Source organism: Pseudoalteromonas sp. BSi20652 (genome assembly GCF_000239855.1).
Taxonomy (GTDB): domain Bacteria; phylum Pseudomonadota; class Gammaproteobacteria; order Enterobacterales; family Alteromonadaceae; genus Pseudoalteromonas.
Genome location: NZ_BADT01000032.1, coordinates 1 through 12,429, shown reverse-complemented (window position 1 = coordinate 12,429; position 12,429 = coordinate 1). Strand labels below are relative to the sequence as shown.

At 38.0% G+C, this 12,429-nt stretch carries 11 protein-coding genes; 3 read left to right on the top strand and 8 right to left on the bottom strand.

What is annotated here, in order from left to right; all coding sequences use genetic code 11:
• Positions 1-3: 3 nt before the first annotated feature.
• Positions 4-771, bottom strand: a complete 768-nt coding sequence (gene argB / locus P20652_RS15035) for an acetylglutamate kinase (RefSeq protein WP_008166170.1) — start codon at positions 769-771, stop codon at positions 4-6.
• A complete protein-coding gene (gene argC / locus P20652_RS15040; RefSeq protein WP_008166168.1) occupies positions 772-1,782 on the bottom strand; it encodes an N-acetyl-gamma-glutamyl-phosphate reductase in 1,011 nt (336 codons plus the stop codon). It abuts the gene before it with no gap.
• A gap of 222 nt (positions 1,783-2,004) precedes the next feature.
• Here argC and argE point away from each other — a divergent pair, with 222 nt between their 5' ends.
• The gene (gene argE, locus P20652_RS15045; RefSeq protein WP_008166166.1) at positions 2,005-3,159 is read left to right on the top strand and encodes an acetylornithine deacetylase; all 1,155 of its coding nucleotides are present in this window, start codon (positions 2,005-2,007) and stop codon (positions 3,157-3,159) included.
• Between the two features lie 79 nt (positions 3,160-3,238).
• Here argE and panP read toward each other — a convergent pair whose 3' ends face one another.
• Positions 3,239-4,864: a pyridoxal-dependent aspartate 1-decarboxylase PanP gene (gene panP / locus P20652_RS15050; RefSeq protein WP_008166163.1), complete on the bottom strand. Its 1,626-nt coding sequence runs from the start codon at positions 4,862-4,864 to the stop codon at positions 3,239-3,241.
• A gap of 277 nt (positions 4,865-5,141) precedes the next feature.
• Here panP and P20652_RS15055 point away from each other — a divergent pair, with 277 nt between their 5' ends.
• A complete protein-coding gene (locus P20652_RS15055) occupies positions 5,142-7,028 on the top strand; it encodes a bifunctional diguanylate cyclase/phosphodiesterase (protein ID WP_008166160.1) in 1,887 nt (628 codons plus the stop codon).
• Here the strand turns inward: P20652_RS15055 and P20652_RS15060 are convergent.
• From P20652_RS15060 to mpl, 5 genes are read right to left on the bottom strand one after another with little or no spacing between them, the layout of a single operon-like run.
• Positions 7,014-7,688, bottom strand: a complete 675-nt coding sequence (locus P20652_RS15060; RefSeq protein ID WP_008166157.1) for a tRNA (guanosine(46)-N(7))-methyltransferase TrmB — start codon at positions 7,686-7,688, stop codon at positions 7,014-7,016. The genes P20652_RS15055 and P20652_RS15060 overlap by 15 nt on opposite strands.
• Positions 7,688-8,455 (bottom strand): ABC transporter permease, encoded by a 768-nt coding sequence (locus P20652_RS15065; protein WP_008166155.1) that lies wholly within the window; start codon positions 8,453-8,455, stop codon positions 7,688-7,690. The genes P20652_RS15060 and P20652_RS15065 overlap by 1 nt, the downstream gene beginning before the upstream one ends.
• Positions 8,456-9,385: an ABC transporter ATP-binding protein gene (locus P20652_RS15070; protein WP_008166153.1), complete on the bottom strand. Its 930-nt coding sequence runs from the start codon at positions 9,383-9,385 to the stop codon at positions 8,456-8,458.
• Complete coding sequence (locus tag P20652_RS15075) at positions 9,385-10,005, bottom strand: flavin prenyltransferase UbiX (RefSeq protein ID WP_002961027.1); 621 nt, start codon at positions 10,003-10,005, stop codon at positions 9,385-9,387. The genes P20652_RS15070 and P20652_RS15075 overlap by 1 nt, the downstream gene beginning before the upstream one ends.
• A 1-nt stretch (position 10,006) precedes the next feature.
• Positions 10,007-11,362 carry a UDP-N-acetylmuramate:L-alanyl-gamma-D-glutamyl-meso-diaminopimelate ligase gene (gene mpl, locus P20652_RS15080; protein ID WP_008166151.1) on the bottom strand — a complete coding sequence of 452 codons (1,356 nt, stop codon included), beginning with the start codon at positions 11,360-11,362 and terminating at the stop codon, positions 10,007-10,009.
• Positions 11,363-11,610: 248 nt separating this feature from the next.
• Here mpl and P20652_RS15085 point away from each other — a divergent pair, with 248 nt between their 5' ends.
• The gene (locus P20652_RS15085) at positions 11,611-12,399 is read left to right on the top strand and encodes a hypothetical protein (RefSeq protein WP_008166149.1); all 789 of its coding nucleotides are present in this window, start codon (positions 11,611-11,613) and stop codon (positions 12,397-12,399) included.
• The last annotated feature ends 30 nt before the right edge of the window (positions 12,400-12,429 follow it).

Sequence of the window (12,429 nt, the reverse complement as noted above, 5' to 3'; positions counted from 1 at the left end):
AACCTATGGTGTAATTTTAGTTCCGACATGCTTGCCTTGGAGCAAGTCAGTTAAATTTTCTGGCTTTTGCCAGCTGGAAATATACACACCGCGTCGTAAATGTTGGGCAGCGTGAAGACTGGTCTTAACTTTGACCTCCATCCCGCCCACAATTACTCCTTCATTTATTAAAGTATCAATGTGTTTTGTGTCAAGTTGATGTAACGGTTGTTTATTTGCATCAAGTACTGCTTCCACATCCGTCATAAAAATAAGCTCTGCATTTAAATTACTGGCAATAGCTGCCGCTGCTTCATCTGCATTTACGTTGTACCATAAACCTTGTTCATCAAAGCCGATAGAGCTAACAATAGGTAAACGATTAATTTTAAGTAAATCGTTAATAATAGAATCATCGTTGCTAGTGCATTTACCCACCAAGCAAAGTGCTTTTAATTTTTGGGTTGCTGTAACACCCGCCTCAAAAAGACTTAAGCCGACAGGCTTATGCCCTGCGCTTATAGCTTGAGTCATTAATTGTTTATTAGCGCAACCTGCAAGTGCACCCACTATATAAGGCATTTGCTCTGCTGGACTAATACGTAAACCTTGGTGTTTAGCACTAGCAAAACCCGCTTGCTTTAGCCATGTATCTACTAAAGAACCACCGCCATGAACAATGACAAACTCATCATTTTTTTGCTCGCTTAGCACGTCAAATAACGCTTTTGCTGCATTTTCTGTATTAAGTACTGCACCACCGAGTTTAATAACCCACGTTTTTTTACTCATTTAAAACGCTCCTTTTAAGCCCGTCGTGTGTTCTAAATTCATAGAAATATTAATACACTGCAAAGCTTGTCCAGCAGCGCCTTTTAATAAGTTATCGATGGCAGATATTACAATTAACTGCGTGCCTTGTTGCTGCCAACCAATATCAACAAATGGTTGCTTAGCAACACCTTTAATTGAAGGTATTTTATCGCCTAACAAACGAATTAATGGTTCGTTAGCAAGCACTTGATAAGCCGATGCAACGTCTTCCTTGGTAACACCTGGCTTAAGTTGTACATAAATAGTTTCTAAAATACCACGCGGAAAGTTACCCAAATGCGGAGTAAATAATACTTTGTGGCCAAGGTGTTGTTCTATTTCAGGACCGTGGCGATGGTTAAACAAACCATAAGGTGCAAGCGATACCTCACAAAAATGTGTTCCTACACTCGCTTTACGCCCTGCACCTGTAACTCCCGAAACGGCATTAATAATAATACTTTGCTCGCTCAATAAGCCTGCTTGTTTAAGCGGTTTAAGTGCATTAAGTGCGGCAGTTGGGTAACAGCCTGCAACAGCAATTAGCTTTGCATTGGCTATAGCATCATGGTTCCACTCTGCTAAACCGTAAGCCGCTTCGTTTAAAAGCGCTGGATGTTGATGCTCAAAACCATAGTAAGTAACGTAGTCGTCATTGCTTGCTAAGCGATAGCCACCTGACAAATCAAATACTTTTTTACCCATAGCTAAAAATTGAGGCGCTAAATCAACACTTACTTTGTGATCAGTACATAGACATACGTAGTCAGCATCACTTTGAATGTCATCAAAAGCTGATGCGCTAAGAGGAAGTAAAGGATTATCTAATAGACCAAGATGCTCTGGGTATAAATCACTTAGTAATTTATTTTTATCTAAGCTACCTTCTGATACATAACAGCCTGTTAAGGTAAGGTTTGGATGATTAGCAACTAAGCTTGCTAACTCTGCGCCGCTGTAACCGCTTGCGCCAATAATCACTACATTCATTTGTTACTCGTTATCTTAAATTAATTACTACTTGTCTATAATGTTCGATTAAACTAGCTTAGACGCTAATTAAGTCTTTTTTATTAATGAAGTTTGATTATCGTCGCATTATTTTCATAGCGTTACTTTAATATATTTATGCTTAAAAAGTGAATTGATATTCATCATAAATACTTTTATATTGTTATGCAATTAAATTGAATACTTATTTTGGATTTTTTTATGCCTTTGCCTTCGTTTATTTCTATGTACCAACAATTAATTGCAGCCCCTTCTATTAGTGCAATTGAAGACAGCCAATGTATGAGTAATAAAAGTGTTATTGAGCTACTTGCGCAGTGGTGTGAAACTCTTGGTTTTACGTGTGAAATTATTGAATTAGAAGGGGGTAAGGGCCGCTATAATTTATTAGCTAAACGTGGAAAAGGCGATGGTGGTTTAATGCTTGCAGGGCATACCGATACAGTGCCGTTTGATGACAGCCGCTGGAATCATAATCCGTTTAAACTTACCGAACTCGACAACAAACTGTATGGGCTTGGAAGTATTGATATGAAAGGTTTTTTTGCTTTTGTGTTGCAGGCTATTAGCGAACTTGATGAAAAACAGCAAACTCAGCCTATTTTAATACTCGCTACCGCCGACGAAGAAACGACAATGGCAGGCGCACAGCAAATTTGTAAACACCCAAATTTAAAACCTGCACACTGTATAATTGGTGAACCCACTGATATGACTCCAGTATTTACTCATAAAGGACACATGAGTACAGCAATCAGAGTGGTTGGTCGCTCTGGGCATAGCTCCGATCCCGAACGTGGCCTTAACGCCATCGAAGTTATGCATAAAGTGATTGCAAAACTACTGATATTAAAAGAGCAATTAAAGCATAAGTATTCAATAGAACACTTCGAAATACCTTATCCGACATTAAATTTTGGTAATATTCACGGTGGCGATAACGCGAATCGAATTTGTGGCTGCTGCGAAATGCACATAGATATGCGCCCACTACCCGGACTAAGTGTACAAGAGTTACAAGCCTTATTACTTGATGCAACAAAAGAAATAAATCAGCAATATCCAAATGCCGTGAGCGTTATTGATTTGCATGAACCAATTCCTGCCTTTACTGGCAATACCGACAGCGCGTTGGTGATATTAGCTGAAAAAATAGCAGGGCAAAAAGCCATTGCTGTTAATTACTGTACTGAAGCACCTTTTATTCAGCAATTAGGATGTGAAACCATTGTAATGGGGCCTGGCTCTATTAACCAAGCACATCAACCCGATGAATTTTTAGCAATGGAAAAAATAAAACCATCACAACAAATTATCAGTAATATAATTAAAACGAGCTGTTTTAGCCCTTCTTAAACTCTTGTTAAAAATCAACAAAAAAGGCGCTAACTTGAATAAGAGCGCCTTTCTTAATTATAAATAACGATGTTTATAATTACATATACTTACTTAAGTACTTTTTAAATACAGGATCGGTTTTAGCTAACTCTTTTTGCTCTGCTAAAATCTCTTTTAAAATAGCACCTGATGTAAGCGGGTTTGCAAGTACGACTCTAAATACAACAGTAGGTTGATTGTCGTATTTAGAAGGTGTTAAACGCGTACGCGATACAAATGAGCGACCAGATTCTCGTTGACGTTTTTGCATACTCGCAGTGAAGCGATTTAACGAGGCAAAAATATCTAACCGAGTTGCGGCATCGGCATCAGCTATAGCCTGTTTAATTTGCTTAGGTACATAACGGTACGTCAGTAAACATAACTCGGGCTCTGAAATAAGCTCAAAGTCTTCATCTTCTTTAATTAAATTGGCAAAATAATGTGCTTTTTTAATACTGCGATCGATTAGCATTTCGTAGCCTTTACGACCTATAACGCGTAAGCAAGCATGTACTAACATTGCCATACCAGGTCTGCTGCCCTCGAGTGTATGACTGCCTAAGTCTTTAGAACCTTTACGTAAAATATATTCTGCATGATGCTCTATTGCATCAGTTGCAGCAGGATCTTTAAATAAAACTAAACCCGCACCCATTGGTACATACATTTGTTTATGTGCATCGATAGTAATTGAATCAGCACGTTCAATGCCTTTTAATAAAGGGCGATGTGTGTTTGATAATAGTGTTGCTCCACCCCAGGCTGCATCCACATGAAAATGACATCCAATCTCTTCGCTCAAATCAGCCATGTCATCTAATGGGTCAATATTACCGGTTTCGGTTGTACCCGCTACACCAATAATAGCCATTACTTTAATGCCTTGTGATTCAAGCTCAAAAGCTTTTTCGCGCATAGCATTTACATCTACTTTGTTGTCTTCACTGGTTTTAATACCAATTAAGTTATCGCGACCAATGCCTAATAAATCAACCGACTTACCGAGTGAATAGTGCCCACGTTCAGATATTAAAACAGCTAACCCTTTATAGCCGTAATGTAGCATTCCAGCAATAAGACCCTGTGCGCCTATGCCTCTAAAATCGCCATCGGGTTTTAATAAGCGGTTTCGCGCAATCCAAAGCGCTGTAATATTAGCAACCGTGCCACCGGAGCAAAATGCACCTAATGATGTTTTAGCACTGTGCATCCATTTAGAATAAAACGAGTCATCCTGTGCGTATGCTAAATGGTGCATCATGCCTAAAACCTGACGCTCAAGAGGCGTGAATGCTTTTGAGGTTTCTATTTTTACTAAATTTTGATTTAGCCCGACCATCAGTTTTGACAGTGGTAATAGAAAATGCGGCAAAGCAGAGGTCATATGACCAATAAAACTGGGAGCAGCAGTATGCACAGAATGCGCAACAAGTTGCTCCATTATGTCTTGTGCATACGCAGATACAAACGTTGGATCCTCAGGGATCACGGCAGATTGAAAATCTTTTTCTATTACATGTAATGGTTTTTCAATTGCCGCTATATTTTCATTTAAGAAACCCGCTAAATTACTCGAAATTTCAAGCTCGATTTTGCTTAAAGTTGAGTCTGGCGCTTCAGGTACAGTAAATATACGCTTAAGGCTTTCTTTAGAGGCGACGGCACAGCGCTTTTGATCCATCTTAATACCTAGTGTGTGTGTGTAGCTAGAACACTTAATCACCTATAAAAAAGCCCAAATTTCGACTTTATTTTAAGTAATTGTGTTTTTAAATAATTGCGCTAACTTTACTGCAATATAACTAAAATGTCTCGCTTAAAGCCATAAAAGCAGTCAAATGCATGACAAAAAAATGATAATTTAATTATTATTTCATTCAGCACAATAAGTTGGAATTAATTATTGGGCATTTATATATTTTGCGTATAATAAACATGACTACAAAAAAGGGACATACATGCTTAAAGGAAGAGTAAAAATAAGTTGGCTAATGGCTGGATTCACATTGTTTTTTGTCAGCCTACTTACCTACGTTTATTATACTTATCAAACTACCCGTGCTGATATTATGCAATCGATTGATAATCGCCTACTCAATGCCGCCACCAGCGTTAAACATATATTAGGTGAAGAGTATTTAAGTGACGTAAATAAAGGCGAATCCATTAACTTTGCAACTTATCATAATAAAAGTAAACAGCTCTCTGAATTTGCTCAAGCACTTGATATTGCTTATGTATACTCAATGATTTTAAAAGATGGTAAAGTTTTTTTTAGCTCATCAAGCTACACGCAAGATGATCAAAATAATGGCAAAGTAACTCAGTTTTTAGATCTCTACCCTGAAGCCACCGATGCTAACTTAAGTGCTTTTTATTCAACAGAGCCTGTATTTGAAATATCGAGCGATCAGTGGGGCCACTTTAAGACTATTTTTATTCCTTACGTTGACCCTATTAGCGGCAGTACCTATTTAACGGGTGCCGATATAACTATTTACAATTTAAACGAGCAACTTAAAGAAAGCGTATCAACAGCTGCGGCAATGGCTAGCTTCTTCTTTTTTATAGCAATACTTGTTGCTGCAATTTATGTTTATTTATTAAAACGCTCTTTAGCAACCGACTCGAGTACTGGTTTTGCCAATCATATCGCCCTTGAGTATTTTCTTAAAAAAAATAATGCCCACCATATGCAACTTGCTGTAATTTGGATTAATGAAATAGAAGACATAAATAGTTTTTACGGTACCGAAGTAGGCGATAAAGTAATGAAAAATTTACTTATGTATTTTAAAAACCGCAGTTCTATACGTTGTCATATATATCGCTTAGCGACCAACAAACTTGTGCTTCTTGCACCAAAAGAAATTCCATATGATGAGTTTAATGACTTAATTGAAACTTATAATTTTAATACTCCACTGTTAACTGACCCATTTATTTATATTACTTTATGTGCAGGTATCGCTAGTGGTAACAAATCGCTACTGCTAGAAAATGCCCATATTGCGGCGCTTCAAGCTAAACAAGGTCGACATACTGTCGTCAATTATTCCAAAGCATTACACGATGTAAAAGTGCAATATCAATACAACGTAGAAATGGCTAAAGAAGTACGTGAAGCGTTTGATAACAACCGTATTGTCCCCTATTTTCAACCTATTTTTGATATAGATACAAATCAAATAGTACAGTATGAATGTCTAGCGCGCATGCTAACCAGCACTGGTGAAATACTAAAGCCTGACGCATTTTTGAACGTTATTACCCGTTCAAGAATGGATGGTTTATTAACCCGCACTATTTTCTCGCAATGTATTAGCCGCTTTAGAAAAACTAATGTTTGTTGGAGCTTAAATATAACAGCCCAAGATATGCTCGACCCTAATTTAAGTGAATATATAGCTGATGAACTAAAACGCTACCCACAACCGAGTAACATCACGTTAGAACTTTTAGAAACTCAAGCTATTGCTAACTTCTCAGAAGTAAAAGCATTTATAGCAAAGGTTAAAACAAGGGGAGTTAAAGTTGTTATTGACGACTTTGGCAGTGGTTATTCAAACATATCAAACGTATTAAAACTTGAAGTTGATGGCATTAAGTTAGATGGTGCTTTAATCAAACAAATTGTAAACGATAAAGATATTTACTTATTTATTGAGCACATAGCCAGTTTTGCTAATCAACTTGGTTTGCAATTAATAGCAGAGTCGGTAGAAAACGCAACAATTGTAACGGCACTAAAAAAAGCAGATGTGACGCTGATGCAAGGCAATTACTTTGCTCACCCAGCGCCTTATGTTAACTCGGAAAATGAAGACGTATTAACAATCTGCTAGATTAACAATGAGTCGGTGGCTTTGCTGGCCACTGGCCCAATATTTACGCTCAAAAGGTGTAATTGCATCGTCCGACTCATAAAGTGTTACATCGCAAGGGTTACCTGTTAATTCAAGCGCCCGAGCAAACTCTTTAACGTAAATATCCCAATTGCTGCGCACTTCTAATGCACCGCCTAACTTAACGATGAATGGAAAAATAGCTGCGCCATGCCAGCGTCTTCTAATATGCTTAGATTTAGGCCATGGGTTTGGATACAACAAATAATGATGGCTAGGCTGCCAATTAGCAGCAACCGCTAAACGCCAAAAGTCATTTAAATCAGCTTGCACTAAAATGTACTGCCCACTGTCGGTTTGCTTATATTCAACATCGTGCTTATCAAGACGATGCGACGATTTATCAATACCAATTACAAGTGCATCAGGATGGCGCTTAGCTAAGTTAGCTGAGCTTTCACCCACGCCACAACACGAGTCTAAAATAAGCGGGCCACTAAAGGCTTGTACTTTAGCATTAACTTCATCAAACGCAGCTTGAGTATGCGCTGCAATTGGTTTTTTAAACTCAGCCTCTAAGTGCTTTTTTACTATTTCATCAAGCTTTTCGTGAATACCCGCTTGATTAGATACAATACTACGTGAATTTGCATCACTCATTAATGTCTTAGCCCCACACCTTTTTTGATCAATGTAAGCGCTAGTGTAAATAACGCTGTTATAAATACTAAAATAACCCCAAGAGCCAAGCTCAAATCAACATCCGACACACCTAAAAAGCCATAACGAAATGCGTTAACCATATAAATTATAGGGTTGATTTGTGATACATTTTGCCAAAACTCTGGCAATAGCGTGATTGAATAAAACACCCCGCCTAAGTAGGTTAAAGGTGTTAAAATAAAGGTGGGGATAATACTTATATCGTCAAAGCTATTTGCGTAAATTGCATTTATCAAACCGCCTAATGCAAATACAGCAGAAGTTAAAATAACCGTCGCCATAATCACAAAAATATTATGAATTTGAATATCAACAAAGAACAATGATACGCAGGTGACTATGAAGCCCACCATAATACCGCGCGTCATACCACCACCCATATAACCCAGTACAATGATGTAGTTAGGTACAGGTGCAACGAGTAGCTCTTCAATGCTTTTTTGAAACTTTGTTGAGTAAAAACTAGAGGCCACATTGGAATAAGAGTTAGTAATAACCGACATCATTATAAGGCCAGGTACAATAAATTCCATATAACTAAAGCCGCCCATGTCGCCAATGCGTGAACCAATTAAGTTACCAAAAATAACAAAATATAAACTCATCGTAATTGCAGGTGGTACTAAAGTTTGCACCCAAATACGTAAAAAACGAATACACTCTTTAATCCATAAACTTTTTAAGGCTACGCCATACTTAAACATTTATTCGCCCCGCCCTTGCTCTAATAATCCTACAAATAACTCTTCTAATCTGTTTGCTTTATTTCGCATACTCAACACGGTATTACCTTGAGTTGTAAGCGCACCGAATACCGCATTTAAACCCTGTGATTTAGCAACTTCTACTTCAATAGTGCGGTCATCTGTCATCGTAAATTTATATCCATCAAGCGTGACCGGGTTTACCGGCATTTTCAAATCGAGGATAAATGTTTCTTTATCAAGTTTTGCAAGAAGCGCTTTAATGGTCGTGTTTTCAACAATTCGACCACTGTCGATTATGGCAATGTTTTTACACAACAACTCTGCTTCTTCAAGATAATGCGTAGTTAAAATGATGGTTACACCTTGTTCGTTTATCTTGCGTAAAAATTCCCACATTGAACGACGAAGCTCTATATCAACACCTGCTGTTGGCTCATCAAGTATAAGTAACTTTGGTTCGTGCATCAGTGCGCGAGCAATCATTAAGCGGCGCTTCATACCACCTGAAAGCGTACGTGCTTGCTTGTCTTTTTTCTCAAGTAACCCAAGTTGCGCTAAGTATTTATCGGCGCGTTTATGAGCTTCACCACGTGGCACACCATAATAACCGGCTTGATTAACAAGTATTTGGCTCAGTGTTTCAAACTGGCTAAAGTTAAACTCTTGCGGCACTAAGCCTAAATGCGCTTTTGCAGCTTCTAAATCAGTATCAATATCGCAACCAAAGACTTCTACTTTGCCTTTTGTTTTATTAACAAGTGAGGAAATAACCCCAATAGTGGTTGATTTACCCGCTCCATTTGGGCCAAGCAAAGCGAAAAAATCACCTTCGTAAACTTGTAAATCAACGCCTTTAATAGCCTCAACACCATTTTTATAAACCTTAGTAAGGCCTTCTATATTTAAAGCAATACTTTGCTTAACCATTACTTACCCTCACCATAACCCCAACGTTTTGTTAGGTTATGTTCAATGTTTAAATGATCTAAAATTCTTGCCACCATAAAATCGACTAAGTCTTCAATACTTTGTGGCTTATGATAAAAACCAGGCGCGGCTGGCATAATAGTTACCCCTAAACGAGATAACTTCAGCATATTTTCTAAATGAATTTCGTTAAATGGTGTTTCTCGCGGTACTAAAATTAGTTGTCCGCGTTCTTTAATAACAACATCGGCGGCGCGCTCTAATAAATTATCTGACGCCCCTACCGCAATTGCAGAAACAGATCCTGCGCTACATGGGCATACTACCATTTTTTTAGGAGCAGCAGAGCCCGAAGCCACAGGGCTGAACCAGTTATCTTTACCATATACTTTTAACTGTTCGGGTTTAGCATTAAACAGCGTACTTAACTGCTCAGTTGCTTTATCTTCATTACCAGAGAGCTTAATATTTGATTCTGTATCAAGCACCACGCGTGCTGCACTTGAGATGAGTACGTAGACCTGAAATTGCTGCTCTAGTAATACTTCAAGTAACCTTAACCCGTAGGGCGCACCCGATGCACCACTAAAAGCGAGCGTAATTCTATCTTTAAATTGCACACTATTCTCCGCTGTATTTATCAGCTAAACCATCAACAAGATGTTGATGAAGGCCATTAAAACCGCCATTGCTCATAATTAAAATATGTTGATTAGGCTCAATATTTTCAAGCACTTTATCAATAATTGCTTGTGTGCTATTAAAGCACTGCATACCTGCTTTATCTGCTTGCTCTTTTAGGGACCAGTTTAAGTTCTCCGGCTCAAAAAGTAGCACGTCGTTAGCATCACGTAGTGAATCTAACAATGTATGTTTGTGCACGCCCATTTTCATGGTATTTGAGCGAGGCTCCAAAATAGCGATAATTTTTTCATCGCCTACTTTGGCACGTAAACCCGCAAGCGTTGTTTTGATCGCTGTTGGATGGTGCGCAAAATCGTCATACACTTTTATATTATTTATATCGGCTTTGAGCTCCATACGTCTTTTAGGGCTAATAAACTCCCCTAACGCATCAATACTATGATCAACGGCTATACCCACATGACGCGCAGCTGCAATAGTCATAATCGCATTTTTAACGTTATGCTCGCCTATTGCTTGCCAGCGAACAGTGCCCTGCCTTTCGTTGTTTAAAAGTACATTGAACTCACTGCCATCTGCTTTTAATAACTCATAATTCCAATCATCGCCAAGAGTTTCGCTTTCGCTCCAAAGCCCTTGTGCTATTACGTCATTAAGCGCTACGTCTTGCTTAGGCCAAATTACCTTGCCGCTTTGAGGTAATGTACGCATTAAGTGATGAAATTGTTTTTTTATTGCGTTTAAATCTTCAAAAATATCAGCATGATCGAATTCAAGGTTATTTAAAATAAGCGTACGCGGAAGGTAATGCACAAACTTACTGCGCTTATCAAAAAAGGCGGTATCGTATTCATCCGCTTCTATTACAAAAAACGGTGTTTTGCCCACTTTGGCCGATACGCCAAAATTTTGAACTACACCACCAATTAAAAAACCAGGCTTTAGACCCGCATATTCTAATACCCAAGCTAACATACTCGCTGTCGTTGTTTTTCCATGCGTGCCGGCTACAGCAAGCACCCAAGAGTTTTGTAATAAGTTATGCTTAAGCCACTCAGGGCCTGAGGTATAAGGTAAACCTTTATCAAGCACATATTCAACACACGGGTTGCCACGGCTCATTGCATTACCAATAACCACCATATCTGGTTTTGGCTCTAATTGAGATATGTCGTAACCTTGAGTCAACTCAATACCAAGCTCTTCAAGTTGCGTACTCATTGGCGGATAAACGTTTTGATCAGACCCTGTAACCTTATGACCCAACAATTTTGCAATGGCTGCAATACCGCCCATAAACGTGCCACAAATGCCCAAAATATGTATATGCATATACTTTCCTTAAATCGTCCGCCTACTTTACAGCTGTGCAAAGTTTAATGGCACTATAATGCCAAAATTCGTGCTTAGTTACTATGTACGTCTCAACAATTCCCGTGTGTAAAAAACACGTTTATTAATTTTTAAGCGTTAAAAACTCATATAGGCATTCTCACTTGCCTCGAATTGCTTTTAATCAATTATTATCAATGCTATAAACCAGCTTGCTGTATAACTTTAAAACTTAAAAAGGACTTAATATGAAAAAACTATTCTTTATAGCCTGTATCTTACTATGCCAAAAAAGCCTAGCTTTGGAATTTGCTAAGTACCCAATAGAACTTAGTTCAGGAGAAGGCGTTAATGTTGTTATTGCCCCAACAACAGATAAAAAACAAGCTTTAGTAAAAGTTACAGGCATAAACCATGATATTGATGGCGTTGTATTTTTAACCGATTTAAAACCCCATGGTAGTAATAAAGCTTACAAATATACTTACGATGGTACACAAAGAAGTTTAGTAAGTGTTGAGGAAGGCTACCGTTGTTGCTCTTACAATCTTTATATTCCAGACACTCGTGATGGAACTTATTTATCAAAAAAAGAAGAGTCAAACCCTGCAATTGTTGACGATTTAAAAGCACAATACGATCAACAATTAAGTAAAGGTACCCAAGCTAAACTAGCAAAATTTAACCGTAATAAACATTTAGAGTATCAACAAAAAAATATAGCTGCCGCTAACAGCAAAATAAATAAGCAATGTGGATTAAAAATAAATACCAATGTAAATTGGGAAAGCATTGATGATGAAAACCTCAAAGAATATGCAGTGGGTTCGTTTTGTGCACAAGTTGCAAACGAAATGGCATATATGTGCGAAAAAGACCAAAATTTTAAAAATGACATAGTGCAGTTCAATGCTATTGAATGCAAATTTACCAATGAGCTAAAACTACGTAAAAATGGCAATACACTTATATTTAGAACAGCGCCAAAAGCCGCTAACCAACGCCGCTTTATTGAAGCTTATTTATTAAATTTATAAGCTGAATTTAAAACAAAAAAAGCACCTAAA

What these genes read in the sequence shown, in the direction of transcription:
- argB (WP_008166170.1), bottom strand. Translation starts at nt 771, where the DNA reads ATGAGTAAAAAAACGTGGGTTATTAAACTCGGTGGTGCAGTACTTAAT.
- argC (WP_008166168.1), bottom strand. Translation starts at nt 1,782, where the DNA reads ATGAATGTAGTGATTATTGGCGCAAGCGGTTACAGCGGCGCAGAGTTA.
- argE (WP_008166166.1), top strand. Translation starts at nt 2,005, where the DNA reads ATGCCTTTGCCTTCGTTTATTTCTATGTACCAACAATTAATTGCAGCC.
- panP (WP_008166163.1), bottom strand. Translation starts at nt 4,864, where the DNA reads ATGGATCAAAAGCGCTGTGCCGTCGCCTCTAAAGAAAGCCTTAAGCGT.
- P20652_RS15055 (WP_008166160.1), top strand. Translation starts at nt 5,142, where the DNA reads ATGCTTAAAGGAAGAGTAAAAATAAGTTGGCTAATGGCTGGATTCACA.
- P20652_RS15060 (WP_008166157.1), bottom strand. Translation starts at nt 7,688, where the DNA reads ATGAGTGATGCAAATTCACGTAGTATTGTATCTAATCAAGCGGGTATT.
- P20652_RS15065 (WP_008166155.1), bottom strand. Translation starts at nt 8,455, where the DNA reads ATGTTTAAGTATGGCGTAGCCTTAAAAAGTTTATGGATTAAAGAGTGT.
- P20652_RS15070 (WP_008166153.1), bottom strand. Translation starts at nt 9,385, where the DNA reads ATGGTTAAGCAAAGTATTGCTTTAAATATAGAAGGCCTTACTAAGGTT.
- mpl (WP_008166151.1), bottom strand. Translation starts at nt 11,362, where the DNA reads ATGCATATACATATTTTGGGCATTTGTGGCACGTTTATGGGCGGTATT.
- P20652_RS15085 (WP_008166149.1), top strand. Translation starts at nt 11,611, where the DNA reads ATGAAAAAACTATTCTTTATAGCCTGTATCTTACTATGCCAAAAAAGC.